Source organism: Bdellovibrio sp. GT3 (assembly GCF_037996765.1).
Taxonomy (GTDB): domain Bacteria; phylum Bdellovibrionota; class Bdellovibrionia; order Bdellovibrionales; family Bdellovibrionaceae; genus Bdellovibrio.
Genome location: NZ_JBBNAD010000004.1, coordinates 768,303 through 795,247, shown reverse-complemented (window position 1 = coordinate 795,247; position 26,945 = coordinate 768,303). Strand labels below are relative to the sequence as shown.

Sequence of the window (26,945 nt, the reverse complement as noted above, 5' to 3'; positions counted from 1 at the left end):
CTTATGAACTTACTTGGAATTTCACTAATTATACTCACAATCACATTAAGCACGCAGCCCATCGCCGTGGCGCAGGTGCCCCAGGCACCTTTGGTCGCATCACAACTTCCGCAGCACCTTCAGGAGCTTGAAGAACTAAAAGCCCGGCAAAAGGAACTTGAAAGCCAAATTGCCACTGAGGTGGAAGAACTCAGACAGCTTCAGCAAAAGCTATATCCCCCACCTCCGCAAAGATCTGCCAGTGAACTCGCCATCAATTTTGGAATGATGTATGGAGCCCAATGGACCGTTTACCTTCTGACCCAACACGAAACCATCAAGGAACACGGTTCCTGGGATAACTTCCTAAGTTATCCCCTGCGCCCGGATTTTGATAAAGACAGCTTTGACTACAACATCGTAAAACACGCCCTCTCTGGAAATTACTACTACTTGTTTTACCGCTCCCGGGGATACACCGAGGTCGAAGCCTTTCAATGGACCGTTCTCTCCTCTTTGGCCTTTGAGTTTGCAATTGAAAGCTTCACCGAGCGCCCCAGCTTTCAGGATATGTATCAAACCCCTATATACGGAACACTGCTGGGCATGGGAGCTGAGCGCGCCAGTCGCTACTTTTTGGAAAGAGAATCCCGCGTGGCTCACGTCGTCGGTTATATTCTGAATCCTTTTGAATTATTGAAAAGCCACGATAGCAAGATGACCTCCATGCCACTGATCAACAACGACAGTGTCGGCATGATGGTTTCGTGGGGGTTTTGATTATGAAGAAAACACTCCTTGTGACTGTAATCATACTTCTGACCAGCCTAAGCACGCAGGCGCAAGAATTCTTTCCTTACAATTGGACGGAAGGCATGCATTTATTTGCGGGCATTGGTGCAAACTCCTCCCTCTTCACTGATCAGGAAGGTACCTATGATGGCGGATTAGGTCTGAGTTTTAAGACCGACGTCACATATTTTTTGAATGAAAATTGGGCAATTGAAATTGGGTCCGCCGTCGGCTTCAACCGAGTGGGCAATCACCTGCTGTGGGACACCCTTTTCACTGTTGGCGTGCGCACCCCACTGCCAAGTTTGACGCAATATCAACTGGGTCAGCCTTACGGTCGCTTGTTCATTGGTCGCGCACCGACAGTGATGTTTTTAAATGGCGATCATAGCAAAGTCGACAATGGCAATGTGGATCGCATTCAATGGGACGGCCCGCTGGTGGGAGGCGCATTGGGCACTTTACATATGACCACCAAAGGACAGGTGTGGTTTACGGAAATCACCTTCGCCTATCATGAACTTAAACAGCAAACTGAAATCGGCATGGCCGGCGAGGTTCCCGTGATAATTTCAGATCGCAATGTGGACGGACATAGCGCTGCCTACAGTCTGTCCTTCATTGTGGGAATTATGGCTTTTTAAAATTTGTTCTGACCAAAACTGCCTGCAATCGACGCGACTTGAAGACCTGACCATCAACACGGAAGTGATCTTTATCCTCAGCCGCTTCCAATATACTGCTGGATGCGGACTTACCCCGAGCCATTAAGAGAGGCTTAAATTTCATCCCGACAAGCTGGCCCGTTGATTCTTCGTCCATCACCACATCACACAGCAAAGCAAGATCCTTCGGCTCCGCGGTCAAGGATCCTTCCTCTAAATTTCTGATTTCAACAACATCCAAGGGACACCAGTTCCAAGAGGGTCCCTGAGAGGGACTCACAACCTCTGAAACGAACAAATGATAGTTCTTCGAAATCAGATAGACCATGGTCGCGATTGAAATTGAAATACAAATTGCGATGATAATTTTGCTTTTGTAACCACTCATATCGTCATTATTCCATTTGGTGTTTCCAAAAAGGAGGCCAGAACTTAAGGTCCCGTAACTTTATTCCGATTTAGTTAATATGAAAATGGAAACAACTGGAACGTCTTTGTTTGAGACACTTTTCATAGCACTTCTTTTGGCATCCACACTGACAGGATGCTCAATGGACGTGACTATTCGTGGTGACAACAGTCGCTTCCCAACAGCCTTGGGCATGACCCCTTTAAGCAATCAAAATGTCATTACAGAAGACGGATACACCGGTCAGGTTTCCATCAGCATGCTTAACGATCGTATCGCAACACGTACAGTTTCCGGCTATACGGTCATGACCAGCTTTCAAGGAACTTTATTTGAAGATCAGTTCGTATTGGATTTCCACACCTCCCACTCTTTGCCGGCGGCGACACCATGAAAGCTCGAGTCATGAACTTTCTTTGGAGGCTTGCACTTTTATTTTCTGCGTTGATCGCAGGAACTCCTTCAGCATTTGCTGGAGTAAACAGCATGAGCTATCAGGGTCGCATCATCCGACCTGATGGCAAGCCCGTGAATTCACCCAGCGTAATGTTGAAAGTGCAAATTCGTTCCTCCGGTATTGAAAACTGTCTGCTTTACGAAGAGATGCACACTCTGAACATGGTCAACTCCAAGGGTGTGTTCAACATCGATATCGGCTCTGGTGTTAGATCAGATCCCGGCATCGACGGTGGCGTGGCGTTTTCAGAAATTTTCTCCAATCGCCCGGCAGTCCTGGGGCCATTTCCATTTTGTGAGGAGATCGACCCGGTCACACATGTATCCATCATTTCTTCAAAAACATTCACTCCAACACCTGGTGGAAATCGTAGGCTAGTTATTTCCTTCAACGACGGTATGGGTGTGCAGACCCTTGAATATCAAAACCTGTCTTATGTTCCTTACACCGTTGAATCCATGCAAGTCGGCGGTTACGAGCCCCGACAGCTTTTGCGTTTTTCTCCTGATGTGACCACCAATGAAATGGATAGTGATGATTACAATAAGTTCCTGCATTTGCTAGCCGGCACCTATGATCGCTACGAAAAGCCAAATCAATTGAACGAAGCACCGCTGCCAACACTCAGCGCGAACCAAACATACCGTTGGACTGGAGCTTCCTGGGAAGCATTTACTTTGATCCCGCTGGATCCAAACAGCAATCTTTCGGATATCGCAAGCCCCGCAGATGCCCGCGACAACTTAGGGTTGGGCAACTCGGCGACACTGGATGCTGGTACTGCTCCGGGAAATCTGGTGCAGTTGGATTCGGGCGGTCGTATTCTGGATTCTGTTCTATCAGACAATGTTATGGTGGGATTGACTGCAATCTCTCCTCTGGTGAAGTACGGAACTTACAACACTCCGAATATCGCCATTGGCTCCGGCACTATCACAGGCCAGGGTTTGCGTTGGAATAACTCAACCACGACCTGGGAAATTACGAAGCTTCGCTATACGGATCTAATAAATAACACAGCACTCAGCCCATGGCCCACGACAAGCTGCCTTGCGAATCAGTATCTATCTTGGTCTTCGACTACCGACGCTTTTGCCTGCACGGATTTCCCGGTGGGATCAACAACAGTGCAAGGTGTATTGCAAGTCGGCGCGGGCCTTTCCGTCGCGGCCGGCGTGGTCAGTCTTCCTGACACAGTGACTGCTGGTTCCTATGCAAAAGTAACTGTCGACAGCAAAGGTCGCGTGGTAGGTAACGTCAACCTTTCAAGCTCTGACGTGACAACAGGTTTGGGTTATACGCCAGTAAATAAAGCTGGTGACACCATGACTGGGACTTTGAATTTGCCGGCAAATGGTTTAACTGTTGGAACCAATCAATTGGCCGTCAGTGGCGGTAACGTTACTGCTTCTGGCAACATCACAGCTACAGGCAACGTGGTCGCAGACCGAATGATCGCCAACACAACTTCGACCACTAACGCTACCATCGAAGTGCAAGGACAAGTCCTATCCAAGGTTTACAATGCGGGTGCTGCAACCACGATTGACTGGAACAATGGAAATCTGCAGTACACCACGGCCAACTGTGGAAGCTTCAGCTTTTCCAATATGTATGACGGTGGTTCTTATACTTTAATAGTGCGTGGCACCACTCCAGCAATGTGCAGTTTCTCCCAAGCCTCACCGACGGCATTGGCTGCTGGTGACTTTAAGTTCGTACCGACATTGCAAAACACAAATGGCGAAACTGTTTTCACCCTGCTGCGCGCAGGAAATAAAGTTTACGTGACCTGGATAACGGGTTACTAATTAAGGCATGAGCCTTGGCCGCCGAATTTTATTCTTTCTAATTACACTTAGCCTGTGGATTATCATATTCATCAAATGGCCCGGCTCGGCCCTTAGTTCACCGTGGATTTTAATTCCGATTTTTTCTTATTTCTTCTGGCGGGAAAAACAATTCGCAAGTTTGCTGATTGCCTCCTTTGGGCATTCTTGTTTTTACCTTGCGGCCCCCGCCGCTTTAATGCAAACCCCTGCCCAGTTTGAAACGGTTTTTACCATTGGGTATTATGCGGCTTCCCTGCTTATCGCGACGGCCATCTTATGGGTGGCAAGACAAATAATTCGCCAACCTCTATGGCGCGTTCTATTTATCTTTGCGCTATTTGAATCAGTCATCTATTTGTTCCGTAACAATGCCATCCCCATCGCTGTGAATCTGCAATGGTTGCTTTGGCCTTTTTTATGGATATCGATATTTCCTGCCACAAAAAATATTTTCACCGAAAGTGTTCTTTCCAGTCCAGCCTGGAATGTAAAACTATTCGGAGGCCTTCCCATCGGAGCCGGATCGCAGGAGCTGAATTCGGTCTACTCGGACCTTCCTGAAAATGACAGCACCACCCGAAAGTCATTATTGATCTTGGCCAGTGGCATTCTGTGTCTTTGGATTGCCGACATGACAGAACATCTTCCCATCATGAAGTTTCCAATTAAAATGACTGAATTTATTCATGCCGAAATGTCCGTTCCCATGCGCTGGGCTTCATTGATCGCAAAACTTTATTGGATGTTTATTAAGACCGCAGGAATCGCCAATACGGCCGTGGGCTTTGCCCGGTTAAGTGGATATCATCTGCCTTTAGGGGCCATGGTATTTACAGATGCAAAGCTTGCCGAAAGCTGGTCCAAAATCATGCATTACTTAAATCGGTTGATTTTAATTCTGCTTTATCGACCTTTGATCAAAAGTTTTTCCTTCATCAAACATCGTAAGCTGCGAACCGCCTGCGCCATCTCTTTCAGTGTGCCGTTGTTTGGGCTGATGTATATCATCAATCGTGATGTGACCATTCCGGGAACAAGTCTTTACCATGTTGTGGCAAATCGCTCTGTCTACCTATGCCTGGTGGTTTCTTTCTCTTTGACGATGCTTTTCCTTAGACCATCCAAGAAAAATTCCGTGCCCCGAATTTTGGGGATTTTAAGAATATTCGTGGCAAGTTTGTTTTTAACTCCCGTGTTGATGTATGGATTTTTGACCCTGCACAACACCGGCGCCACAGCGTCTCCGCTGGAATATTTTGCTTATCTATTTGGATTTTAAAAATCTTTCGATAATCCAGCCACTCAGATCGTACTCACCTTCACGATGATTCTGACGATAACTTTGGGGTCTTTCGTGATGATTGTGATGCAGCCCGATTCCGAAGGCATTTCCTATCGCTCCACTTAAGTTGCGACTGCGATCGCTGCGATCATAAAACACCGATCCCCACTTAGGCGAGTGGGCAAACGCATTGATGGCACCCGATGCAAGACGTGCCAGCTCTACCGGCAGACAGTACAGCATGGCACAACTGACCGGGGCCAGAATCGCCCACAACACCACGGATACAACCAAGATCTCCGTGTAATAGCGATGCAGGAACTGCTGGCGGGAATCCTTAACAAAGTCCCGAACGTAACGACCTTCAATTTTAGTTCCAAAGACCGTCAAGGTCAGAACTCTGAAAAACCCAAGATGCTCGGGGGAATGGGGATCTTCGGAAGTATCCGACTTATCATGGTGCTTGCGATGGCGGCCCGCCCAAACCATGGGACTTCCCGTCCCTGCGCCCAAAGCTAAAACAGTAATCACAGCGAGCTTCCAAGGCGCCATTTCAAAACTTCGATGGGAATAGTAGCGATGCATTCCTATTTCAAGACCCACTACATAGAACAAGAAAAATGCCAGCAAAGTCCACGGCCAAAGTTCTATTTCGATTTTTCCCATCGATAATAGAACTAAAAACACAGCCGGATGAAGAAAGCGGACGATGATCTTCTTCACGGCTTTGCAAGTTCCCGTCTTGGTTGATCTAAAAAGCGCAGACTTGAATACAGAGCACAAGCCACAAACACCGTCACAAAAGGTGCGTATTTAAACTGCTGCATGCGCAGATAAGTATCCAGAGAAGCAATAAACACTCCCTGTAGAACCTGCATTTTCTTGCTTTTTGGCGAGGTCGCAGGGTCCGTCATCATATAGAAAGAAATCAAAATAAACGCCGCGCCGGTCATGGGAGCCAGAAGTGGTGCCAGACTTAATTTTAGCAGATGAGCCCGCAGTAAAGCGCCTAGAAAAAATACCGAGATATACGTCACTGACAACACCCAGCGCTGCGCGCGATAGGCGGCAAAAAAACCCAAAGCTATGAGTATGAACGCAAGCTCTGTCCCCCCACCCCAGCGACCCGCCGTCGTGGTCGCAGCCATTGGGAAACAAAACACCATCACAACCAGACCGAAATTATTCGGATTAAAAATATGGCGGCCATAAGCGGTAAAAAAATGTTTGGAGATATTCATCAAGGCGGCACCAACGATATATGGCCACACGTAGGGACTGTCCAAAAGTAAAAAGAAACCCAATGAAGATATCAATCCGCTTAAGGGAAAGAAGTTCGCCTTCTTGTAAAAGCGAATCAATGCATAATCAACAGCCAAAGAAGTCACCAAGGATCCCACAAACTGCCACGGCGTTCTGACAAACCCTGGAGATTGCAAAGCATAGACAACAAAGCTTAGAAGAAAAATCAAAATAGGAAGACGCGGGTCTTTTAGATTAAACCATTTCATGGCTTCACCACCGAATGATATTCACCCACTTTAAGGTTTTTAAGTTCCATTTGAGTTCCATCCGGCCAGGTTATCAAAGCTGTTACCCCTTCAGGGAACTCACCTGCTCCTAAACCAAAGTGCAAGCGCGCGTCCGATTGGGCAGCGTAAGCATTTAAGGGCTGTTTTTGTCGTCCCAAGGTTCTGCCATCAGCCAGTTTCAAAATGACTGACGCTCCCCAGGCGTCTCTGTTGGGGGCGGCTTGATGAAGATCAAAGCCTATCCAGGATCCGAAGGCACCTTCCCAGCGATAGATGCGGGGGCCTTGCTCCCAACTGATTGTTGCTAAGGCTTGTCTGCCGGAATTATCCAGATCCACCAGGGCGACACCGCGCTCATTGGCGGTAAAGTCGGCTAAGTCTTTCACGTCCTGACTGCGGTTTTTATACTGACCATGGTCTTTAACGAAAAGACAGGCTCTTTCTTCTCCGGAAAGTGCACCACCGCCGATCGCGGGCCAGCGAAGGGCATCACTCAATACGTGCTTATCAGCTGCATCCATCACGTTTAAAAAATACCAGTAGGATTTACCTGGGACTTCTCCGGCAAAGAAACCATTCCCGACAAACAGGTCCAGATCCCCATCATTTTCCAAATCAAAAAATTTTGCGCCCCAAGACCAGCCACAACGATGAATTCCCATCTCGGATGCTTTATTTACGAATTCGTGGCCCCCGGACCAGCGCCAAAACATATTGCCCGCAAGCTTTTGCGCCCCCAGATAAATTTGACTGACATAAACAGAAGGACGCCCATTCCCATCCATATCCACGATTTCTGAATTCATGCCGTTGCGACTGAAAGCATCGGTGATCATAGAATCAGAAACTTCCTTCATCACTCCTTGAGGACCGACAAAATAAGTTCTATCGATCCCGTAGTCGTTGGCAAACCAAAGAAGGGTGTCTTTGGAGTCTGGCATTTTCCATACGGCCACGGAATGCGCCCATCCCCGATGTTGTATCGGAGTCTCAATGCGCTGAAAAGAACGTCCAGATCGGCGAAACACCGAAGGCTTTGTTCCATTCATCGCATGACTGAAGTTTGTGGGCATGACATTAGTGTCTTGCAGATCACCAAAGAAATCCAAATCCACATAAGGGGCAATTAGAATTTCCAACTGCCCGTCGCCATCCAGATCCGCTAAATTAAAGCCAGTTCCAAATGTACCGCATCCCAATGGTTGAGTTTCAGATTCTTTAAAGCCTTCATTGGATTCACCCCAGGCAATACGTGGGCAGAATCCCAGTAAAAACAAATCCAAATGACCGTCATCATCCAAATCCAACAATGCAGATCTGTTGATCACGGACTTTTCCGGTAATAAATGAATGCGTTCGTTATTCAAGGTAAACCCTTTACCTTGATTGTTTAGATACAGCTTACCCGCCGGATCCCCGCCCGGATCCGTAAAATGAAGATCCAGGTAACCATCCCCATTCACGTCGGCAACGGCGACGGAAGTTCCGCCAGAGCTTAAGTAGGCAGCAACGTGCTTTACCTTCCAATCAACTTGGGCTTTTTGCGGATGCCACCCTTGGGCCCAGGAGTTATCAAGGGCCTTTAAAGGAACGTCATCCCGGGCATTGGCAGTTTGGATCGTCAGTCTGTGCTTAAATAAAAAGAAACCCACCCCCAAAATGGCAATGGCGATCAGTGGTCCCTTCAAACTTTCTTTCCATTTAAAATTCATTTTTGCACTTTCTTCTGATTCTCTCTAAACTAAAACAATGAAAAACACTCTGACTGCGAAAAGACTTTATTCCTGGATGGGGTACTCTGCCTTAGGACCCTTTTTCTCTGCGATCTATCTGGGAGCCGTCTATCTACCTCAGCCGCTCCCTTACCGAGTGCTTTTCTCCGTTCATCTGAATGTCTCAACCCTCATCGGGTTTGCTGGCGCCTGGTATTTTCTTTGTCAGGCCGCTTCGCAAAATTCCACCCGCAAAATCTGGTGGCAGCTTTTGGTCCTTTTATTATGGACCGGACTGAATGACTCCTATATTGCCCTTCGCATGTACAAAGACGCTGGTGCGTTCTTTCCGATTCCGATTTTAATCACGGTCTTCAATCTGATCTGCCTTTACCTGATTCACAGAAAAAATAAATCAGTTTGAAACCTTATTTAGCAGCGTATCCATGGCTTTCACAAATTCGCCATGGGCGCTTTCACGTTCCGCAGTCTGGGTCTCAACATTTTTAAGTTCTTTTTTGAAGTCTTCCACAGTCAATGCACGACAGCTGTTCATGCGGGAGTGATCAAAGCAAACCAAAAACTGAATGGCATTTTTATCAATTCGATTGGTCATCGAGATGCAGTTCGCAGCACCGGCCTCGTCAAAGGTTTCCACAAAGGTCATAAAGATTCTACGTGGTAAAAGCTTTTTGGGATCAAGTTCGATCATCATACCCAATTCCCGCGTCTGCTGAGTCATGCAGCGATATAGGGACGGTGTGATTTCAGCATCCACCCCTGAAGGAACGGCGGAAGCTACGGAAAACAGCTTTTGCGCAAGATTCATTCGTGACAGGTAAATTTCCGCAGTCTTGCTGGAGAAAACCGGTTGCGCCGTCAAAGGCCCCGGAATACTTAACGCCGCCATGGGACTTGAAGAAAAATGCGACTGCGGCTGATTCGGCATTCCGCCCAAAAAAATCAACCCCATCATCCACTGCTTTTTTGGAATATACTCTTTAAACTTATTCACTGACGAATCCCTCTTCGAATGATGTAGTTTTTAATTTGCTCAGCAAAAGTGTGTGATGCTGAAATCGTCGGTAGTAAAATATTTTTATCATAGCTTGGGGTTACAACGCCTTTTAGCGACAATGCCCCGGTCAGATAGCCTGCCTCATCAGCACTGCGAACGAAGGCCCTTTGCATGGCATCTTCCAAACTCGCTGTTACTCCGAATATGGGCGCGATCAGCACCACAGAATCCACTTGAAGTCGTGGCCCGATTTCGCCCTTAAACTGCGCCAAGGTATCGCGTAAAACTTTTATGTTTTGATCGGTAAATAACTCGGCCGTGGTTTGTATGGGGACTAAAATCTGTTGGCGATTCAGGTTCATCAATTGCCAAGTCATCAGAAGACCGCTGGTCTGATTTAATTCGATTTTTTGCTGGGGGATATTTTGTTTAATCAACAGGTCCGGTGACAGCACAAACACCACTTGATCAAACTGAAAATCGCCTTGCAGCTTTTCAAAGGCTGCAACCTGTGCCTGTAAAGAAACGCCTCCACGAGCAACACTTAAGATCGTTATCTTTTTAAGTGGATACTTTGAAGAAACTTGCGACAAGGACTGGTTTAATGTGAAAGCCGAACTTTCTGCCAAGCCCTCCCAGGGTTTTAGTCCCAACCCCAAAACGGGCCAACCACCCATAAATAAAATCCGGTATTCGCCCGGTTCTTTCGAAGAGTTTTCCCGAAACTGATTGGTCAGGCCATTCTTGGCCAGAATCATTTGTCTTTTATAAATAACTCCTGAAACATCTGACTTTTCAGAATCCAGCAAAAGATTCTGATAGTCGACGATGGCTTTATCCAGGCTTTCCTGTTTCAACCAACGCAACAATACCTGGTCGCCAGCGACCACCAAGAAAATCAGAATAAGAATACTTAAGATCCACTTCATCATCTATTCAATTCGTGCCTGACTGAAGTCCACAAACAACCCATCAAAGCGGAGCCCCTGAATATTTTTTTTGTGAATCACCATGCGGCCTGAAGAAACCAAGGGGATCCATCCCGAGTTTGTTTGCAGAGAACTATTCATGGATTGCAAAGCTTCTGGCAAAGACCCCTTGGAAACGGCTTGATTCCACTTGGTAGTCACACCTGTCGATCCGTCAGCCAGGAAATTCATAAAGCCCGTCCAGTCCGGTGCATCCATCACCCAATACTGGGAAATCAAATCAAACCGTCCAAGTGAAAATTCCTTTTCCATAATCTCAGGTTGCAAAAACTGAGTTTGCACAGTGATTCCGTGACGCGACAACTGCCCCGTGATGGCATCAGCAAACGACCGTGATTCACTAATATCCGGCAAGCCCAAGCGCAGGTTCAATGGCTTACCATTTGTAACCGTCTTTTCAGCAGCGGAAGGTGCGGTGATTCCGGGTACGATTTCCAGCATCGGTTTTCCGGTCATCGGAAGTAATGCACTGACAATCTCATCACGACGCAAGCCCTGTGAAACGCGCAGTTTACCATCAGGATTTTTCTTCATCCATTGTGAAGACAGTCTTAAGTATCCCAGGTTTAAAGCGGGACCGACCAGCAATACACCCTTCTGCCGTTCAAGTTCTTTGGTGAAAACGGAAAACTTGAAATCCCCCAGACGAACACCATCAGGAACAAACAAGACACTGATTTTATCGGCATCAAAAAGCTGCTGAGAATTAGACAACTTACCCATAAACAAAAGCTTCAAATTTTGGCCATCTTTCACAATCGTCAAAGATATTGCATCCTGAGTGAGGATGTGAAATTCCCCTGTGCCTTTTTGCCAGGAGGTGAATTCTTTATTTTGATAAGCCTCTTTAGGAAGAATCAGAAATTGTGTTTTCACCAGATTCTGATGCCAAAATGGATTTGGATTTCTTAATTCCACTTGCACAGTCTTTTTATCCGGAAAAGAAATACCTGTTGGATATTTAGTACGACGATTTTCCGGAGAAAGCTTTTTCCATTCCTGAAGCCCCACAATGCCGTCCAAGTCCTGGTTCACAACAGAATGCGAATCAGGGTCGGCAACCCGCAAAATTGTTGCAGCAATATCTTCGGAATCAATATCCCTGACGATTTTTTGATCACCGGACAGGAAATTAAATTTTGCGCCATCCTTAACTTTGATTGAAATCTTTTTCCCCTGAATCACCGGCAGCTCCGCGACAGCAGATTCAATACGATACTCCCCGGTTTTGGGATCCATTGCGAAGGTGAAAAGCGCCCGATGCAATAGTCTGACAATACTGGCTTCAGGATTAATGCTATATTGAACCGGGTCCAGCGTTTCAGGAAGGTTCGCAATACCAATTGAAATCATCTTGGTTCTGTGAAACCAGGAACAAGAGCTCAATAGCAAAACGCTCGATAAAACCAAAATTATACTTTTCACGCCAAAACTCTCTTTGCTTTCAATTCAGGAAGAAATTTATAATCAAACATCAACGCCTGGCAGGCCAGCATGTAAACCGGTAACACTTGCAACACAAACAGCCCGGCAATTGATAGATGCATCAATGTTAGCGCCCACCAGAAAAAAACCCGACTTCGTTTCCAAAAAATAGGCAAAACCGCCCCACACTGCACAGCTATCGCAGACCAAGTCGCCACTTTTGCGACCAGACTGCTTTCCGCCAAAATCTTTCTGCCAAACCCCGGCACCATAGAAGGTCCCACTTGGGCAATCGTCTCTAATGCCTGTCCCTGGTACCATAGTGGTTGAAGCAGTTTTGCCACTCCGCCATCAGCGTAGGTGATACCCATCACAATCCAAAGAATCTCTTGAGACCACGGGTGAAACTTCCATGAAGAATCATCCCACTTGGCATTTAGGGGTTGAGCGACGATCCAAAGTAGTAACCAGCCCACCATTCCCGTCGCCACAGAGATCGACGCCGGATTTAGAAAATAAAAAACTATAAAGCCCAGAAAACAAAGAAGCCCCATCACTCTTCGCTGCGATTCCGATAAGAATGCGACACTGCCCAAGACTACCATCATTGCACAAAGCAAAGACACAGTTGGGTGGTTCCATAGCACCCAGTTGGCATGATCCGCCAACACCCTGCTAAAATCCCATAGCAGCGCAAAACTTAAAAAACACTTCCCGGTTAGAAAGATATTAGAGGCACTGTATTTCAATTTGCTCTAACCTTTCTGGAAATAGACTGCGGGCTTCCTTCCACAGGGAAACTTTTTGAATTCCTTCCGGTAACTTTAGTCGAGACGCGATGTTTTCATCGCAAAACATTTTCTTAAGGATACGCTGTCGCTCAGGAGGTAAAATAAATCCCTCGACCGCGGCCCAATAGCTCCGCATGGTAATTTCACTCAACAACAGGGAACGATTATTGTTGAGTTCTTCCAAGGACACGACTTCCATTCCGCGGGGTGTTTGTACCTCACAGTGAATTTTCTGAAAATGACCATCACCAATAAATGCATGGGCAAACGGCCCCACTGCCACCCGCCTGGATTCCACTTGGGGCAAAACAAACTGCAAGGCAATTCGCCAAAGACCTGCTATCAGTAAAAGCCAAAAGATGACACGTCCCTGAGACCTGATCACGTCTGGAACCTCGCGTATCCATAGCCGTAGTCCTGTCCGTCGCGAGTAAAATTATAGCGCTGGAATCCATTGCGTGGTCTTCCATTGGGGCGAATTTCAAAAATGAATTCTTCAACGGGATCTTTTTTTAAATCGTATGTGGGAATAAAAAACTGCACGGCCTGAGGCCTGACTGCTTGCAGATAGCGAACAACATGGGCACGACACATTTTGGTAATTAAATATACCAATCGATTGGAATGGTGGTATCCGCCGTTGTATCTGACAGAATCCTTGGAAATTTGAAAATGGTCGTCCTCATTGAATTCCTCAGGAAAACGCGCGACAATCGGTGTGCGATCTGCATAGACGACAAAATGCCGTTGTCTATTTTCATCGTCGATAAAACGTAAAGTCACAGCAGCATCTTTCGGCGCTAACAAGGGATCAATCTCCTCCAAACGCCCTTGCCGAAACAACGGACTGACAAGTTTAAAGTGCACCTGTTGAATTTTTTGAATCTGATATTTCTGAAAAAGCGCATCCCAAATCACACCCGTAATCTGGGTGATATCCAGGTAATCGCGATTTCCAGCATAACTGAAGGTAACCTCTACCGCTTCGTACATAATCCACCTAATTACATCTGCACGTTGCAGTATACCAAGTTGTGCACTCTTTAGCACAGACCTCAGAAGACTGCAAATTGGAGCGAGATATGGAACCGCTGGCACAAGAAACAACTCCACCCGCTGGTACTGCCGGATCTGAATCAACTTTTGCAGCACCGGTGCCGTCTGCTGGCTGCGTATAAGGCGTTGGGCAAGAAGGGTTCGAGTTGTTGTAAGCTTGCAGCGTATAGTAATTTCCAGGACACATGTTCGAAGTGTTATTGGCAGCCGTACAACAAGAATGGGTATTGCATGCCTGCGAGGAAATACCACTACAGCCCATCCCCGGAGGACTTCCTGACGGAGAAGGATTGTTACAAGCGCGAGTCATGGATCCCCCGCCACAGGAAACCGAACAGCCACTCCAGCCACCCCAATTGCCATTGCGCCAACTGGTGGTCACTTGTCCACTGACCCGACCTACGTTATCAGTGACGATCACGCGAAAATAATATGTCACACCGGCGCTACCAGTGGCCTCAAGGTAAGAACCAGAACATGCCGCCCAAGATGCTGTGCCCGTATCAATGGAACATTGATAGCTCGCGACGCCGCTTTCATTGTCGGTGCCTGAAAAGTAAACCCGGGATGATCCCGTATTGGTTCCCGTCCAACTGGTAATACTGACTGATGGCGTTCCTAAATCCACGGACCAGGTACGAGTTTGCCCTGCCCCCACTGACGACAGTTTGCCGAAATAATCTGTAGCTCGCACTTCAAAGGTGTAGGTTGTATCATTCGCCAAGGTCGGAGAAGTATAAGAAGTCAAAGATGTGCAATTAGCCCAAGCGCCTCCATTAAGGCGACACTCGGCTTTGGCAACACGATAATCATCGGTACAGTTGAAGTTAATGGTCTCCGCTGAAAAACTGCGCCAACCAGAAAGTGCTGATGAAATTGTGCAAGTGGGGTTCGCCGTATCGATGGCGCGCCAGAAGGCTCCCGTATTGTAGGTGGGTTGCGCCAATACAAAAAGGCTCTTAAAGAGCAAAGGTATTAAAATCCAAAACATACCGAATAACCTATCGCTTTAAAATTTCTTTTGAAGTTAGATTGTTTCCATTTATGCTGGGAAACACAACCCTGCTGTGCGTTGTTCTTGGCTGCGTTCATTTTTCAATTTTAAAGACAACCACGTTTTAAATTTGCGAAATCAACAACAGCAATGACTGCAACGATAGAGCAACACAGAATGATTGAATGAAACTCGAGAATACTTGGATATTTTTTCTAACACGCCTCTTGGCCCTGGCAGCTGTTTTTCTGCTGCCGCCCAATGTGATGTTCTCAGCGATTGGCGGTCCGCTTATTGTCGCGCACGGCATTCACGGTTTCTACAAACGTGCACAGTCCAACCGCAAGCCACTGTTTGTAGCAATGGCCCTACTTGGACTTCTGGCACTTTTGTTATTGCTTGGCCCCGCAGGCACAAGGACCCAGTTGATCGTCGCCACCGTCTCCCAAATATTGTTTGTGATTCACTTTGCCCTGGATGAACTCTTTTTTGAAAACACACCCTATTCACTGAAGCGTCTGCCGGAAATTTTGGTTTTACCCCTGGCACTTTTAGCCCTGCATTTGGCCGACTTTGGATTGTGGGGATACTTATTTTTGGGCTGCGCCACATTGGCACTATTAAGCGCTCTGGCACTTCACAAGATTGGAATCAGCCGCTTTCAAAAGCATTTGCTTTTTCTGACCCTGCTGACGGTTTTACTTTTCATGGGAGAGTTTAAAACCCGGGCCAGTGCGCTGATCACATATACTGCATTGGTGCATTTTTTCGACTGGTACGAATACACCGTCAGAAACTCAAGCAAGGGACCCCAACGAGCCGCGCTGGAGATTGCCGCTTTCTGGGTGCCCATTCAGGTTGTCGGAGTTTGGTATTACCAAAACCCACAGGTTTTAAGCTTTTTGTCTTATGTTTATGATCCGCACTATATTGCCATTGGAATCATCTGGCATGTTTGCTGGTCGTTACGCCCAAAAGGTTTCAACATCATGCCGGTGCACCGCTAAAACTCCAGATTATCGACAGAGATGGTGAGACCGTAAACGCGCTCTTCCAATCTTCCATCCTTTTCAACGTCACCAATGACTTCGATCTTTCCGTTGATCGTTGCCGCCACGTCTTTTTGGAATTGAATACCACCACACAACATCGGGCAGTCTGTTGCGACATAAGTGTACTGATGACTGGCGGCTTTTCTGACAGTCATCCAATCACCCTCCCCCAGGAATTTCAGATCCTCTCCTGAAACCCGGCAAAGATACTCTCCACCGTTCAAAACTGGATCCCGCAAGGACACCCTGATTTCTTTGATTTGCAAATCCAGATCACTGTCTGACCATAGAAAACTAAGATTACCGAGGTTGATGTACTTGGATGGAACGTCGTTCTCTTCCTTATTCTGCTTCCATGCTTTGCAGCTTTTCGAGGTCGACGGCACAGCCCAAACGTTGGTATTTGCCGTAACCTGCAGATCTGCTTTTACCTGCCCCGCCACAAATAAAATACAAACCATCATAAGTACCTTCGCCAAATCCACCATCCTAGCACCTCCGATAAAGATACAATCCTAATGAGCTTTCGGGGCGCACTCCAGTGCCCTTGCCAACAATCATTCATGAAGTTTTTCCAGTGTGTAAACTCAGTCCAATTCGAATTAAATCGGTCACCAATCAGCGTTTCTTAAAATTCCGTCACAGTTAATTGCTTAGTGGTGCCCACTGGTCACCACCCTATTTCATTCTGAAAAATACTTTGCTACAAACTGGCCCATATCAAGAACACTGTTTTAACTTAAGGAGTTTCAAATGAAAAAGATCGTTATGTTCCTAATCGCTTTGTCCGCAGCCACTACTTCTCACGCCGCACCTCTTGCACCTACTGAAGACAAAATCACCCCTGACTTCGTTGACCAGGCAATCCGCCTTGCTGACACCAGAAAAGACAGCGTACGCAGAAAAGTGACTGTTGTTGTAACTGATCTTGGCATGAGCACTGACATAAGCCCAAGCAGCACAGTTTATCTTACCTATAATAGCAACGCCGAGATGGGCAACCTTTCAGCCTCTTTCCTTGTAGCTGATGATGTTTTCCACAACCTGGAAGCTAAACGTGTTGCTCCAGGAATTTTTGAAATCAGCTATGTAACTTACAGAGACGAAGGTGGCATGCTGAAAGTTACTAAAACCATCGACGCAACTGAACTTTATGTTCAAGACCACAAAATGCGCGAAGCTTGCGGCTACGACTTCTGCGACGGCCAAATCAATGCGTCCATCGACGTAAAAGAGACGTCTAAAAAAGCAGCACGCTAAGATCCCACTCTCTCTAAATAAAAAACCCCGGTTTTATAGACCGGGGTTTTTCGTTTTTTCAGTTATCTTGGTAACTAGCGGATCACTTTGTTAGCATGGTATTGCTCTTCAGTGAACTCATCCACCAGGATCGCGTCGTAGCGTACAGCATCAGCTTCTTTCATCAAGCCAGCTTCTTCAGCATTGATCACGTTTTTCGCCAAAGCGTCGTCAATCAGCATGTTTGCTTTCTTCTTAGGAAGAACGCCGTCACGGATCGCTTTTTTGATTTTCTTCTCAGCTGCTTCAGCACGCAAAGAAACTGTGAATGCGTAATCCAAACGACCGATGGCTTGATCACGTTCTTTTGGAAGGTAGATACCATCCGTCAAACGATCACGAATACCGCCTTCTTTCATCATTTCAGCAGCGATAGCGTGAGTCCAACCGTCAGAAGCCTGGGAACCGATGGAATTGATACGAGACCAAGCACCGATCCAACCTTTGAAGAACCAACGAAGACCTGGGATCTTCAAGTTGTCAAAGATACCGTCGAAACCTTTTTGGATTTCAACCATGCACATTTTCAAGTTGTAGTGAGCAAATGCCAAGTCTTCTTCGCGACGACCTTCTGCTTCGAAACGGCGAAGGATCGCAGTTGCGATATACATATGAGCCAGGATATCCGCGAAACGACCTGTGATTTTTTCCTTCATTTTCAAAGAACCACCCAATACGCCCATTGCCACATCAGATAGCAATGCGAAAGTAGCGGAAGTCCAGGACATACGACGGAAGTATACTTTCATCTCTGGATGACAATCCGGAGTGGAAGCAAGGTAACCGCGAGAGCATGACAACAAGATCGCGCGGCACGTGTTACGAACGATGTGACCGATATGACCGAAGAATGCACGGTCGAATCCTTTAAGGTCATTAGCCTCGTAAGCTTTTACTTCAGCATACGCGAACGGATGCGCACGAAGAGCACCTTGACCGAATACGATCAACGTACGAGTCATGATGTTTGCACCTTCAACCGTGATACCGATTGGAGTTGCGATATAGATTTCAGCAAGTACGTTGCGAGGTCCCATGGAGATACCCGCACCGCCCATGATGTCCATCGCGTCGATGATCACTTTACGACCCATTTCAGTCGTATAGTATTTTTGCATCGCTGTGATAACGCCTGGTTTGATACCTTTATCAAGAGCACCCAAGCAGTACTTTCTCATCGCTTCAAGTGTGTAAGCCGCAGCACCAATACGTGCCAAAGGCTCTTCAACACCTTCGAATTTACCGATGGAAACACCGAACTGACGACGAACCACTGCATGTGCAGAAGTCACGCGAGCCGCCAATTTCGTTCCGCCTGTTGCCTGAGCTGGAAGAGAGATACCACGGCCTGCAGCCAAGCACTCCATCAACATCATCCAACCTTTACCAGCGTTAGCAAGACCACCAACGATAGCGTCTTCAGCGTCAACCACCACGTCTTTACCGTGTGTAGGACAGTTGTAGAACGGAGTATTTAGAGGATCATGACGTTTACCAAGAACCACGCCTGGTGTATTGGAAGGGATCAAAGCACAAGTGATGCCCAGGTCCTCACCTTTACCCAAAAGATTTTCCGGGTCACGCAAACGGAACGCAAGACCGATCACAGAAGAGATCGCAGCCAGCGTGATCCAACGCTTGTTCCAGTTCAATTTGATTTTGATTTTGCCATCAGTGTCTTTGAAAAGCACACCAGTGGAAACAATCGCGCCCGCATCAGAACCTGCATTTGGCTCTGTCAAACCGAAGCAAGGGATTTCCTTACCTTCAGCCAAACGAGGCAACCAGTGATTTTTCTGAGCATCAGTACCGTAGTGAGCCAAAAGCTCTGCAGGACCCAATGAGTTTGGAACCATCACTTGAATCGCAACCGCGATAGAACGTGATGACAGCTTCATAATCACTTCAGAGTGACACAGCGCCGAGAATCCAAGACCACCGTACTCTTTAGGTACGATCATCCCCAAGAATTTTTCTTTTTTGATATAGTCCCAAATTGGTTGAGGAATATCTTTGGTTTTGTAGATCTCCCAGTGGTCGATCATTTTACAAAGAGCTTCAACCGGACCGTTCATGAACGCTTTTTCCTCAGCCGTCAAATCCGGGTAAGGCTCATTCATCAAGTTTTGGAAGTTTGGTTTACCAGAGAAAAGATCTTTCTCCACCCACACCACACCCGCATCCAGAGCGGCTTTCTCGGTGTCAGAAATTTTTGGCAAAAACTGGAACTTTTTAAAGATCGCAAACACACCTGAAGTAACAAGTGCTGTACGAATCGGCGGAACGTTAAAGATCACTGCCACAACAGCGAACACGATCCAAAGCCACATCGGAGCCGCAAAGCCCACCATGATAGCCGCCAAAACGATCGTCCACACGATCAAAGGACTTCCAAAGAAGCCAACAAACAAAAGCGCCACAATCGAGCCCAAAACCCAAGCCCAAGTGCAACACTCTAAGAAATACCCATACAACGAGTTGATTGAATCCACGATGATTCTCCTTATTATTGCTTACCCCATTAATTACACTCCTAAATCCGAGGGCAAGCAAGAGAACTTCGAATAATTCCTAACAAATACGCGGGCTTAAGTACTGTCAAAACCAGAGCCCCAACTCTAATTACAACCAACTCTCAAGAGATTCCCTCGGCAAATTCTGACCGATACCCCCACTAGTTCGCCCGCCGCAGGCAATGGCAAAAGCCCCCAAACCCGCACCCACAGCGGCGCGAAGTCGCCAAAGGCGACCGCCAGCCAGAAGAAAGCGGCGCCCAAAGGGCCAGCCAAAAAACAGACAAACACGAGGGCTGATCAAAAAGGTCCAGATCCGAGGCGGAGGGGGCGAACCGCAGCGCAGGCGTGCCCCAGGCACGTCGGAGCGAGGACCGCACCCGACAACGAAGGAGATGGGCCTTTTTCATCAGCCCACAAGGCAAAAAAAAGCCAACCGCAAGGTTGGCTTTTTCGTTCTCAACTAGAGAAAAACTAATTACTTAGTTTCGCCCGCTGGAGCTGCTGGAGCTGCTTCAGTTGCTGCTGGAGTAGCAGTAGCGTCAGCTGCTGGAACTGCAGTGCCTTCAGCTGGAGTAGCTTCAGTAGCTGGAGCTGCTTCAGTAGTTGTAGTTTCAGCTGGTTGGTTTTTAGAGCAAGTGAAACCAGTTGTGAAAGAAAGTGCTAGCAAAGCTGCGATAACGATAGCTTTCATTGTTGTGTCCCTTCGTAAATAAATTCCAGACTCACCGTAATTGGCTTATCTGATTTTTTTGTTAATCTCGACTAAGGGCTAAGTTACACAAAATTATTATGGCTTAGCAACGAAATTTTAAAAATTATTTCTGGCAGTGGCTGCACCAAAAAGTATTTCGTCCACCCATAACCTTGGACTTGATCTGTTGTTTGCAAACAACACAGGGCAAACCCGCCCGATCATAGACTTTGAAGGTATTTTGAAAGTAACCACTTTCGCCTGAAGTTTGAGCAAAATCACTAATGGAAGAACCACCTTTTGCGATGCTGTCAGCAAGGATTCTACGGATCTCCTTAACTAGCAATTTTGCTCTCTCAAGAGAGAGTTTTTTTGCCGACAAAGAAGGCTTAATTTTTGCCGCAAAAAGTGCCTCGCTGGCGTAGATGTTCCCCACCCCTACGACAACTTTCTGGTCCATGATCGCAACCTTCAACGCGACTTCCTTGTTGCGCAAACTTTGCCACAACGATTCGCCTGAAAATTCAGAACTCAGGGGTTCGGGTCCCAAAACACGCAACCTTGGATGCGCAGCAACATCGTGCGCCGGCACAAAGTCAAAAATTCCGAAACGACGCGGGTCGCGGTAGGCCAAGCGCAAGCCACCGGAAAAATGAAGATATATATGATCATGCAGCCGCTCATCCCCTGATGGGGCCACGCGCCAGGTACCGGTCATCCCCAAGTGCGAAAGCATTCCGCCCTTGTCGGTCCACAACAAAAGATACTTCGCACGACGCTCAACCTTCTTAATTTTCTGACCTACTAGAGTCTTCAATTGCTTCAAAGGAATAGGATCACGCAAATCAGGACGCTTCAGTTCAATCTTTTCAAGTGTTGGTTGTTTGCTCAGGATCTTTTCAAGTCCTTGGCGAACAACCTCAACCTCTGGCAATTCCGGCATAACCACTCCTCTAAAAAAAATCCCTCGTAAAGGGGGCTTTTAGCAAACAATTTAAATTTCAGGTATTAGAACTTCGTTTACATCTGTGAGCAGAAAGGCGCCTCGCATTACTATAAGTTCATTTCGCTTTTGAGATGAATCTTTAAACTGCCTTTGTTATGCACTGGGCATGGTTACTATCACTTATAGACAGCTCATAAAACAGGAACTTGACGCGCGCATCAAGGACAACGACCAATACTCGATGCGTGCCATGGCAAAGCAGTTAAACCTTTCCTCAGCTATGCTCTCGTCCATTTTGAACGGAAAAAGAAATCTTTCCGGAAAACGTGCGCTGGAAATCGCCAAAGGGCTTAAATTCAACAAAAAGAAAACCGACTACTTCATGGCGTTGGTACAATTAGACTCTGTAAAGTCCGATGATGCCCGCACAGAACTTTTGGAAACAATTTTCTCCCTTGCTCCTTCGGAAAAACCGCAAAAGATTGATATGGATATCTTCAATCTTATTTCTGACTGGTACCATGTGGCCATCATGAAGATGACCAAGACGACGACGCCGGAGATCACACCTGAAACCATCGCAAAAAGATTGGGCATCACCACAACGCAAGCTACTGAGGCCGTCGATAGATTATTCAGACTGGGACTGCTGATTAATGATGAAAACGGAAATCCAAAATGCGGCACTCCCCAAATAGTCGCTGATGTGCCCAAGCACGAAGCCCTACGCAAATTCCACAGCCAAATGATCAACAAAGCCATTAAATCGTTGGAGACACAAACCGCACTGGAAAAATTTGTGGGTTCTGAAACTTTAGCTTTTGATGAGCAGGATCTGCCCAAGGCCGCAGAGATCATGGAAGAGTGCTTTCAAAAAATCATTCGTCTTGCCGCAACCCGCCCGGAGAAAAAACACGTCTATCATATGGGCATCCAATTGTTCCGTCTGACTGAGGACCTAAAATGAAAAACCTGCTTCTGATTCTGTTTTTGTATCTGTTGCCCTTGCAAACCATGGCCGGTGGCGACGATTCCTTCGGCACGCGCAACGGTGGCAACTCCCAGGCATCCGAATTCTTTGATATCGGCGTGCAAATTCTGGATCGCCTTAATTTTCGCAAAGAAATCCCACTTTCCACGGGTAAGATTTTCGTCGTAAAACCAGTGGTCGAACTATTTAAGAAAACAACAATCGTTGTTTCCGACAAACAGCTTCATTTAGACGGTTCGCTGGTGGATGCAATCAACTATCCGGACGTGAATCGAATTGAATTTTATGGTGAGTCCTGGGACCGACAGTCAAAACAACAGAAACATCAACTCGTCCTGCATGAGATTCTGGGTCTGGCCCGAGTGGCCGACACTCAATATAAGATTTCCCAGCAACTTATGAATTTGGCGTACATCGGCATTAATTGGGACCTGGGGTACCGCCCGGCCTGCAAAGAAAAGCGCACTTTGCCCCCCCAACAGTCCGACACTTTGATTAACGCGATTTTGGAAAAACCTGCCAGAACAAAACTCACCAAACCCGTCAGCATGGGTGACTTTGAATGTCGCACTGGAATAAACCTCCAGGGTTTTGATTTTTTCTTTTGTAACTTCACTCCCAAACTATCAGAGCAATCCTTTGAACGAGTGATCGAAACTCTGGAAGAAATTGGTATCGCGAGACACTCAGTATTGGAACGTGATAAATTGATTTACCCGGTCTTTGGACTCAACTGCACCCCAAATCCAAAAAATGGCTTAACCCAATGCAGCCTTCAGGCCTATTGGGACACAGGCTGCTCCAAGCACAACTAATCTCTCTTGCCGAAACCGGGAGGCTGCTGTGATAATATCCACGTATGGATGAATTCTCACAGCCGCCTTCACCTTTAGAATTGATGCAATCCCTTGGTTTTGACTATAGCGTTGCCGCCCTCATCGGCGGGACGATTTTTGGAATCATTGGAATCTATTTATTTCGCAAAGGACGTCGCGAATCCCACTCACCGAACATCTGGGTGGGTGTCGGTTTGATGCTTTATCCGCTTTTTGTGAGCAGCACTCTTTATACCTATGTCGTCGGCGCCTTGTTGTGCGGCGTCGCTTACTATTATTGGTCCTAGGCTCTTTACTATAGTACCTAACATTGTTACATTATAGCGGCGTCCCTCAACAAAGGAATTTTCAATATGAATCTATTTTACTCCCCAGGCGCCTGCGCCCTTGCATCTCAAATTGCACTTCGCGAAGCCGGTTTGAATTTCGAACTGGTTAAAGTGGACCTTAAAGCCAAAGAATACGCTGGTGGCGACTACAAAAAAATCAATCCCAAGGGTTACATCCCCGCTCTACAACTGCCCAACGGTCACTTGATGACTGAAGGTGCGGTCATCTTGCAATGGATCGCAGACCAGGCACCAGACAAAAACCTTCTTCCAAAATTCGGCACGATGGAACGCTACAAAGCCATGGAGTGGTTGAACTTTATTGCCACTGAAATCCATAAAGGCCTGGGCTCCTTGTTTGGTGGAGCTGTTATGAACGAAGAAACCAAAGAACAAATCAAAGCGAAGCTTGGTTTGCGTCTTGCGGTTTTGAATCAACACTTGGATGCCAATCCGTATATTCTTGGTGAGAATTTCTCTGTGGCAGATGCCTACGCTTACAATGTTCTGCGCTGGACTGGCTTGGTTGGCGTTGACATGACTCAACACGCCTCCCTACAGAAGTTCATGACGACAATGGCCGAGCGCCCCGCAGTGAAAGAAGCTGTGGCGGCTGAAGGCATTCGTCTTTAAATAGTCTTTAAATAGTTCTGCTTTAAAATGCAAAATGCCCAGGATCTCTCCTGGGCTTTTTTTTATTTCTGACCTTGGTTCAAGGACATGAACACCGCCATATTGCGGATATTGAAATCGCGGAAAGCACAGATGCGTTCCGAGTGATTGAACGACTGCTGCTTCTGCACGTTCATTGATTTGTCATTCAAGTAAGAATTCAGTTTTTGATCGTAAGCGACATTCATGCCCTTCATCGTTGAAGGTAGTGGCGATTTCAATACAACACCACGGCACAAGTTGCTAAGACCGTTTTGGTTGTTGAAAGCCAGTGCCTGAATACACAACTGAGCACGCACATTTTCCGCATCGTCGAATTCACTTTGTGGAGCCGTTGTTGGATCCAACTCGCTGCCATAACGATCCGAATGCTTGCTACCGTAGAAGTATCCGCCAATCAAATTCGTCAATGAATACTTATGCAGGAATTTTAGCACTTTTCTGACCGTCGGATTTTTATCTTTAGCCGTTGAAACCCAGTCTTCAGAGCTATCGCCCAACATGCGGTCCACACGAGACATCAAACCGACCTTCTCGCCATTTTCAATTTGCTTCAAATTGGAGATCGTTCCAATGACATTGTCTTTAATCAAGCCATCCAGGGCCTCCAAGTTTCCTTTGTTGATTCTTAGAGCCATATTCAAATCGGTTTGAATATTGGAAGGATTCCCGTTGTACATCGCCAGCATCTTATCCAGCATCGCCATACCTGATGCAGAGAAAAGGTCTTCCTGGTAAGGCGTGAAGTCCACCTTGTTTTTTAGAAGCATGATGTAGTCCTGGTACACAAAGTTCACCATACGATTCGCAAGGAATCCCGAGCGTGACAACATCACGTTGAACTGCTCGTAAACTGTAGTTACCAATTTCTCGTAGGCATCCGCCGTCGCCTGCAGACTTTCCTGGGATGCCGTCACATTCTTCGTATCAATAAGGGCACCGCGGCCGATATTCTCCAGATTTTCATAAGCTTTCAAAACCTTTTGAATACGCATCTGTGTATCCAGGATGGTTGGAACCACATTCACATTGCTGTTATATTGTGCGATACGACCTTTTTGTGCTTCCAAATACTGATTGATCGCCTTCAAACTGTCTTGAACGGTGTAGTTGATATCGATCGTGGATTCATTCACCAACGCCGCCTTATCAACGATATACCAACGATTGAAGTACTCAATTGCAGAGATATTTGCCGTGCGAATGATCTCCTGCATGTTTTGACCGATAGTTTCCGTCAAAGCCACAGGGTCATTGAAACTGGGAATGCTTTCCATATTGGCGCGCAACCACTCGTCATAGGACATGATTGGCATCGCTTTACCGGAAACCTGATCTGGAACAGGAATCCCCAACAAAGCAAAAGGAATCTTCATGGAGTTCGTACTCATCAGGAAGAAGTTCATGACGTCTTCATTGCGCCCAAAGCCCTGATTACCGACCATGGAGCTGGTCGTTTGCATCAACAGCTTCAACACCGCATTTTGCTTGGCTTGCAAATTTGGAAGAGTACGGATTGTCGCAACGCTGGAGTTAAAATCCCCCAGCAAGGTTTTTACACCCTTATAGAAGTCCACAACTTCCTGCTGAATTTTATTTTGGAAAGTCGCATCCGTTGGAAGTTTTGGATCCACACCGATCTGGATTTTTTGCAACCACTTGGTGATATTCGGAACATGCGTATTCAAAACATAGTAGCCCACAAAAGGATTGCCGGAGTCAGCATCCAACTTACCGCTCTTTTGAGTTTTAAGATCGTTCATGCCTTTTTGAAAAAGTCTCATACCATCGCGAGCCTGACAGTAGGACTCACTTGTCACTTCCATCAAGCAGGCCATGGAGGACATGAACTCCTGCTGATTCAATTTTCTTAGAACTGCTGTGTACTTTCTTTCACGAGTCAGATTTGTCAATTTAGACACTGTCGTGGCGATTTGACTGCCCGTCATATCCTGACCGGATGAAGCAAAAGACGAAGCGATTTTCACCGCGGAGCTGATCAGGTTTCCCATAACCATCTGGTTGTCACCAGTTAAACATTGATCCAATTGTGGAATTGAATCCACAACCTGATTCAACATGGACAGACCTGTCTGAGTGCTACGTTGTAAACGCGATCCAAAATCACCAATACTTTGGGAGACATCACTCACCGCCATATTCGACTGACTTTGACCCACTTGCGCTCCCAGGGTGGCGCTCTCGATGGACTTATCCATCATCGTGCGCAGAATTTGTTGCTTCATATCGGGAGCACTGTTTAGAAAAGTGCGAAGAGCATTGATTTCCTGAGGTAATTGCGACAAGCGACTGACTCTCGCCGGAGTGTCGGAAGCCCCTTGAACAGCATTCTCCAGGCTGGTAATCGCTGATTGAACAGAGTTGCCCAAGGCTTTACAGTTTGGATCGTCTTTTAATTGCAGAGTCACTTTACGCAGATTTTGCGTGGCTGAAAGAGCCGACTGGGTCCACACCCCTTGGGAGGCACATGCTCCACCAAAGGAATAGGCAGAGGCAATTCCGCCCTCTTGGGCAAAAAGTGCGGGACTAAAGCTCAAAATCAATAGCACCGATGCTACCGTTTTCATAAGGTAAACTCCACGTTAGATTATTCTAACGATGCAGTTGCAAGGCTTGGCCCAGTCCTAAAATATGTTAATTTGGCCCCTATAGATTTTAC

The 26,945-nt window shown here is 46.7% G+C and carries 28 protein-coding genes; 12 read left to right on the top strand and 16 right to left on the bottom strand.

Annotated features, from left to right (window positions below; genetic code table 11):
• Nucleotides 1-3: 3 nt before the first annotated feature.
• Both AAAA73_RS05440 and AAAA73_RS05435 read left to right on the top strand, forming a co-directional pair.
• On the top strand, nucleotides 4-759 hold the full coding sequence (locus AAAA73_RS05440; protein ID WP_340597171.1) for a DUF3943 domain-containing protein: 756 nt from the start codon (nucleotides 4-6) through the stop codon (nucleotides 757-759).
• A 2-nt stretch (nucleotides 760-761) separates the two neighbouring features.
• Nucleotides 762-1,415 (top strand): hypothetical protein, encoded by a 654-nt coding sequence (locus AAAA73_RS05435; protein ID WP_340597170.1) that lies wholly within the window; start codon nucleotides 762-764, stop codon nucleotides 1,413-1,415.
• Here AAAA73_RS05435 and AAAA73_RS05430 read toward each other — a convergent pair.
• Nucleotides 1,402-1,824, bottom strand: coding sequence for a hypothetical protein (locus AAAA73_RS05430; protein WP_340597169.1), 423 nt, complete (start codon nucleotides 1,822-1,824; stop codon nucleotides 1,402-1,404). The two genes, AAAA73_RS05435 and AAAA73_RS05430, sit on opposite strands and share 14 nt — an antisense overlap.
• Before the next feature lie 79 nt (nucleotides 1,825-1,903).
• On the opposite strand from AAAA73_RS05430, the gene AAAA73_RS05425 reads away from it, so the two are divergent.
• The 3 genes from AAAA73_RS05425 to AAAA73_RS05415 all read left to right on the top strand — a co-directional run bounded on the left by AAAA73_RS05425 (nucleotide 1,904) and on the right by AAAA73_RS05415 (nucleotide 5,413).
• Nucleotides 1,904-2,239, top strand: coding sequence for a hypothetical protein (locus tag AAAA73_RS05425; RefSeq protein WP_340597168.1), 336 nt, complete (start codon nucleotides 1,904-1,906; stop codon nucleotides 2,237-2,239).
• Between the two features lie 11 nt (nucleotides 2,240-2,250).
• The gene (locus AAAA73_RS05420; protein WP_340597167.1) at nucleotides 2,251-4,113 is read left to right on the top strand and encodes a hypothetical protein; all 1,863 of its coding nucleotides are present in this window, start codon (nucleotides 2,251-2,253) and stop codon (nucleotides 4,111-4,113) included.
• A 301-nt stretch (nucleotides 4,114-4,414) separates the two neighbouring features.
• A complete protein-coding gene (locus tag AAAA73_RS05415; RefSeq protein ID WP_340597166.1) occupies nucleotides 4,415-5,413 on the top strand; it encodes a hypothetical protein in 999 nt (332 codons plus the stop codon).
• On the opposite strand, the gene AAAA73_RS05410 is transcribed toward AAAA73_RS05415, so the two are convergent.
• Genes AAAA73_RS05410 through AAAA73_RS05400 form a run of 3 tightly spaced genes read right to left on the bottom strand, consistent with a single transcriptional unit; the run spans nucleotide 5,399 to nucleotide 8,660 of the window.
• Nucleotides 5,399-6,139, bottom strand: coding sequence for a fatty acid desaturase (locus tag AAAA73_RS05410; RefSeq protein ID WP_340597165.1), 741 nt, complete (start codon nucleotides 6,137-6,139; stop codon nucleotides 5,399-5,401). The two genes, AAAA73_RS05415 and AAAA73_RS05410, sit on opposite strands and share 15 nt — an antisense overlap.
• On the bottom strand, nucleotides 6,136-6,927 hold the full coding sequence (locus AAAA73_RS05405; RefSeq protein ID WP_340597164.1) for an RnfABCDGE type electron transport complex subunit D: 792 nt from the start codon (nucleotides 6,925-6,927) through the stop codon (nucleotides 6,136-6,138). The genes AAAA73_RS05410 and AAAA73_RS05405 overlap by 4 nt, the downstream gene beginning before the upstream one ends.
• Complete coding sequence (locus AAAA73_RS05400; RefSeq protein ID WP_340597163.1) at nucleotides 6,924-8,660, bottom strand: FG-GAP-like repeat-containing protein; 1,737 nt, start codon at nucleotides 8,658-8,660, stop codon at nucleotides 6,924-6,926. The genes AAAA73_RS05405 and AAAA73_RS05400 overlap by 4 nt, the downstream gene beginning before the upstream one ends.
• A 37-nt stretch (nucleotides 8,661-8,697) precedes the next feature.
• Here AAAA73_RS05400 and AAAA73_RS05395 point away from each other — a divergent pair, with 37 nt between their 5' ends.
• Entirely contained in the window at nucleotides 8,698-9,084 is a 387-nt protein-coding gene (locus AAAA73_RS05395; protein WP_340597162.1) for a hypothetical protein, read from the top strand.
• Here AAAA73_RS05395 and AAAA73_RS05390 read toward each other — a convergent pair.
• The 7 genes from AAAA73_RS05390 to AAAA73_RS05360 all read right to left on the bottom strand — a co-directional run bounded on the left by AAAA73_RS05390 (nucleotide 9,076) and on the right by AAAA73_RS05360 (nucleotide 14,930).
• The gene (locus tag AAAA73_RS05390) at nucleotides 9,076-9,675 is read right to left on the bottom strand and encodes a hypothetical protein (RefSeq protein ID WP_340597161.1); all 600 of its coding nucleotides are present in this window, start codon (nucleotides 9,673-9,675) and stop codon (nucleotides 9,076-9,078) included. The genes AAAA73_RS05395 and AAAA73_RS05390 overlap by 9 nt on opposite strands.
• Entirely contained in the window at nucleotides 9,672-10,610 is a 939-nt protein-coding gene (locus tag AAAA73_RS05385; protein ID WP_340597160.1) for a hypothetical protein, read from the bottom strand. The genes AAAA73_RS05390 and AAAA73_RS05385 overlap by 4 nt, the downstream gene beginning before the upstream one ends.
• Nucleotides 10,611-12,092 carry an ABC transporter substrate-binding protein gene (locus AAAA73_RS05380; protein ID WP_340597159.1) on the bottom strand — a complete coding sequence of 494 codons (1,482 nt, stop codon included), beginning with the start codon at nucleotides 12,090-12,092 and terminating at the stop codon, nucleotides 10,611-10,613.
• Nucleotides 12,089-12,700, bottom strand: coding sequence for a hypothetical protein (locus AAAA73_RS05375; protein ID WP_340597158.1), 612 nt, complete (start codon nucleotides 12,698-12,700; stop codon nucleotides 12,089-12,091). The genes AAAA73_RS05380 and AAAA73_RS05375 overlap by 4 nt, the downstream gene beginning before the upstream one ends.
• Nucleotides 12,701-12,821: 121 nt before the next feature.
• Complete coding sequence (locus tag AAAA73_RS05370; protein ID WP_340597157.1) at nucleotides 12,822-13,202, bottom strand: hypothetical protein; 381 nt, start codon at nucleotides 13,200-13,202, stop codon at nucleotides 12,822-12,824.
• A 62-nt stretch (nucleotides 13,203-13,264) separates the two neighbouring features.
• On the bottom strand, nucleotides 13,265-13,876 hold the full coding sequence (locus AAAA73_RS05365) for a hypothetical protein (protein ID WP_340597156.1): 612 nt from the start codon (nucleotides 13,874-13,876) through the stop codon (nucleotides 13,265-13,267).
• A 7-nt stretch (nucleotides 13,877-13,883) separates the two neighbouring features.
• Entirely contained in the window at nucleotides 13,884-14,930 is a 1,047-nt protein-coding gene (locus AAAA73_RS05360; protein WP_340597155.1) for a thrombospondin type-1 domain-containing protein, read from the bottom strand.
• Nucleotides 14,931-15,160: 230 nt separating this feature from the next.
• Between AAAA73_RS05360 and AAAA73_RS05355 the strand changes: the two genes are divergently transcribed.
• Nucleotides 15,161-15,940, top strand: a complete 780-nt coding sequence (locus AAAA73_RS05355; protein WP_340597154.1) for a hypothetical protein — start codon at nucleotides 15,161-15,163, stop codon at nucleotides 15,938-15,940.
• Here the strand turns inward: AAAA73_RS05355 and AAAA73_RS05350 are convergent.
• Nucleotides 15,937-16,464 carry a hypothetical protein gene (locus AAAA73_RS05350; protein ID WP_340597153.1) on the bottom strand — a complete coding sequence of 176 codons (528 nt, stop codon included), beginning with the start codon at nucleotides 16,462-16,464 and terminating at the stop codon, nucleotides 15,937-15,939. The genes AAAA73_RS05355 and AAAA73_RS05350 overlap by 4 nt on opposite strands.
• Before the next feature lie 274 nt (nucleotides 16,465-16,738).
• Here AAAA73_RS05350 and AAAA73_RS05345 point away from each other — a divergent pair, with 274 nt between their 5' ends.
• Complete coding sequence (locus tag AAAA73_RS05345; RefSeq protein WP_340597152.1) at nucleotides 16,739-17,245, top strand: hypothetical protein; 507 nt, start codon at nucleotides 16,739-16,741, stop codon at nucleotides 17,243-17,245.
• Nucleotides 17,246-17,319: 74 nt separating this feature from the next.
• On the opposite strand, the gene AAAA73_RS05340 is transcribed toward AAAA73_RS05345, so the two are convergent.
• The 3 genes from AAAA73_RS05340 to mutM all read right to left on the bottom strand — a co-directional run bounded on the left by AAAA73_RS05340 (nucleotide 17,320) and on the right by mutM (nucleotide 21,434).
• Nucleotides 17,320-19,776: an acyl-CoA dehydrogenase gene (locus AAAA73_RS05340; protein ID WP_340597151.1), complete on the bottom strand. Its 2,457-nt coding sequence runs from the start codon at nucleotides 19,774-19,776 to the stop codon at nucleotides 17,320-17,322.
• A gap of 499 nt (nucleotides 19,777-20,275) precedes the next feature.
• Complete coding sequence (locus AAAA73_RS05335) at nucleotides 20,276-20,491, bottom strand: acylneuraminate cytidylyltransferase (RefSeq protein WP_340597150.1); 216 nt, start codon at nucleotides 20,489-20,491, stop codon at nucleotides 20,276-20,278.
• Between the two features lie 124 nt (nucleotides 20,492-20,615).
• On the bottom strand, nucleotides 20,616-21,434 hold the full coding sequence (gene mutM, locus AAAA73_RS05330; RefSeq protein ID WP_340597149.1) for a bifunctional DNA-formamidopyrimidine glycosylase/DNA-(apurinic or apyrimidinic site) lyase: 819 nt from the start codon (nucleotides 21,432-21,434) through the stop codon (nucleotides 20,616-20,618).
• Nucleotides 21,435-21,603: 169 nt separating this feature from the next.
• On the opposite strand from mutM, the gene AAAA73_RS05325 reads away from it, so the two are divergent.
• The 4 genes from AAAA73_RS05325 (at nucleotide 21,604) to gstA (ending at nucleotide 24,226) form a co-directional block, all read left to right on the top strand.
• Nucleotides 21,604-22,404, top strand: a complete 801-nt coding sequence (locus AAAA73_RS05325) for a TIGR02147 family protein (RefSeq protein WP_340597148.1) — start codon at nucleotides 21,604-21,606, stop codon at nucleotides 22,402-22,404.
• Nucleotides 22,401-23,243: a hypothetical protein gene (locus tag AAAA73_RS05320; RefSeq protein ID WP_340597147.1), complete on the top strand. Its 843-nt coding sequence runs from the start codon at nucleotides 22,401-22,403 to the stop codon at nucleotides 23,241-23,243. The genes AAAA73_RS05325 and AAAA73_RS05320 overlap by 4 nt, the downstream gene beginning before the upstream one ends.
• 44 nt (nucleotides 23,244-23,287) lie before the next feature.
• Nucleotides 23,288-23,551 (top strand): hypothetical protein, encoded by a 264-nt coding sequence (locus tag AAAA73_RS05315; RefSeq protein WP_340597146.1) that lies wholly within the window; start codon nucleotides 23,288-23,290, stop codon nucleotides 23,549-23,551.
• 66 nt (nucleotides 23,552-23,617) lie between these two features.
• The gene (gene gstA, locus AAAA73_RS05310) at nucleotides 23,618-24,226 is read left to right on the top strand and encodes a glutathione transferase GstA (protein WP_340597145.1); all 609 of its coding nucleotides are present in this window, start codon (nucleotides 23,618-23,620) and stop codon (nucleotides 24,224-24,226) included.
• Between the two features lie 62 nt (nucleotides 24,227-24,288).
• On the opposite strand, the gene AAAA73_RS05305 is transcribed toward gstA, so the two are convergent.
• Nucleotides 24,289-26,853, bottom strand: a complete 2,565-nt coding sequence (locus AAAA73_RS05305; protein ID WP_340597144.1) for a hypothetical protein — start codon at nucleotides 26,851-26,853, stop codon at nucleotides 24,289-24,291.
• Nucleotides 26,854-26,945: the final 92 nt, after the last annotated feature.

What these genes read in the sequence shown, in the direction of transcription:
- AAAA73_RS05440 (WP_340597171.1), top strand. Translation starts at nt 4, where the DNA reads ATGAACTTACTTGGAATTTCACTAATTATACTCACAATCACATTAAGC.
- AAAA73_RS05435 (WP_340597170.1), top strand. Translation starts at nt 762, where the DNA reads ATGAAGAAAACACTCCTTGTGACTGTAATCATACTTCTGACCAGCCTA.
- AAAA73_RS05430 (WP_340597169.1), bottom strand. Translation starts at nt 1,824, where the DNA reads ATGAGTGGTTACAAAAGCAAAATTATCATCGCAATTTGTATTTCAATT.
- AAAA73_RS05425 (WP_340597168.1), top strand. Translation starts at nt 1,904, where the DNA reads ATGAAAATGGAAACAACTGGAACGTCTTTGTTTGAGACACTTTTCATA.
- AAAA73_RS05420 (WP_340597167.1), top strand. Translation starts at nt 2,251, where the DNA reads ATGAACTTTCTTTGGAGGCTTGCACTTTTATTTTCTGCGTTGATCGCA.
- AAAA73_RS05405 (WP_340597164.1), bottom strand. Translation starts at nt 6,927, where the DNA reads ATGAAATGGTTTAATCTAAAAGACCCGCGTCTTCCTATTTTGATTTTT.
- AAAA73_RS05400 (WP_340597163.1), bottom strand. Translation starts at nt 8,660, where the DNA reads ATGAATTTTAAATGGAAAGAAAGTTTGAAGGGACCACTGATCGCCATT.
- AAAA73_RS05395 (WP_340597162.1), top strand. Translation starts at nt 8,698, where the DNA reads ATGAAAAACACTCTGACTGCGAAAAGACTTTATTCCTGGATGGGGTAC.
- AAAA73_RS05385 (WP_340597160.1), bottom strand. Translation starts at nt 10,610, where the DNA reads ATGATGAAGTGGATCTTAAGTATTCTTATTCTGATTTTCTTGGTGGTC.
- AAAA73_RS05375 (WP_340597158.1), bottom strand. Translation starts at nt 12,700, where the DNA reads ATGATGGTAGTCTTGGGCAGTGTCGCATTCTTATCGGAATCGCAGCGA.
- AAAA73_RS05365 (WP_340597156.1), bottom strand. Translation starts at nt 13,876, where the DNA reads ATGTACGAAGCGGTAGAGGTTACCTTCAGTTATGCTGGAAATCGCGAT.
- AAAA73_RS05360 (WP_340597155.1), bottom strand. Translation starts at nt 14,930, where the DNA reads ATGTTTTGGATTTTAATACCTTTGCTCTTTAAGAGCCTTTTTGTATTG.
- AAAA73_RS05345 (WP_340597152.1), top strand. Translation starts at nt 16,739, where the DNA reads ATGAAAAAGATCGTTATGTTCCTAATCGCTTTGTCCGCAGCCACTACT.
- AAAA73_RS05335 (WP_340597150.1), bottom strand. Translation starts at nt 20,491, where the DNA reads ATGAAAGCTATCGTTATCGCAGCTTTGCTAGCACTTTCTTTCACAACT.
- mutM (WP_340597149.1), bottom strand. Translation starts at nt 21,434, where the DNA reads ATGCCGGAATTGCCAGAGGTTGAGGTTGTTCGCCAAGGACTTGAAAAG.
- AAAA73_RS05325 (WP_340597148.1), top strand. Translation starts at nt 21,604, where the DNA reads ATGGTTACTATCACTTATAGACAGCTCATAAAACAGGAACTTGACGCG.
- AAAA73_RS05320 (WP_340597147.1), top strand. Translation starts at nt 22,401, where the DNA reads ATGAAAAACCTGCTTCTGATTCTGTTTTTGTATCTGTTGCCCTTGCAA.
- AAAA73_RS05315 (WP_340597146.1), top strand. Translation starts at nt 23,288, where the DNA reads ATGGATGAATTCTCACAGCCGCCTTCACCTTTAGAATTGATGCAATCC.
- gstA (WP_340597145.1), top strand. Translation starts at nt 23,618, where the DNA reads ATGAATCTATTTTACTCCCCAGGCGCCTGCGCCCTTGCATCTCAAATT.
- AAAA73_RS05305 (WP_340597144.1), bottom strand. Translation starts at nt 26,853, where the DNA reads ATGAAAACGGTAGCATCGGTGCTATTGATTTTGAGCTTTAGTCCCGCA.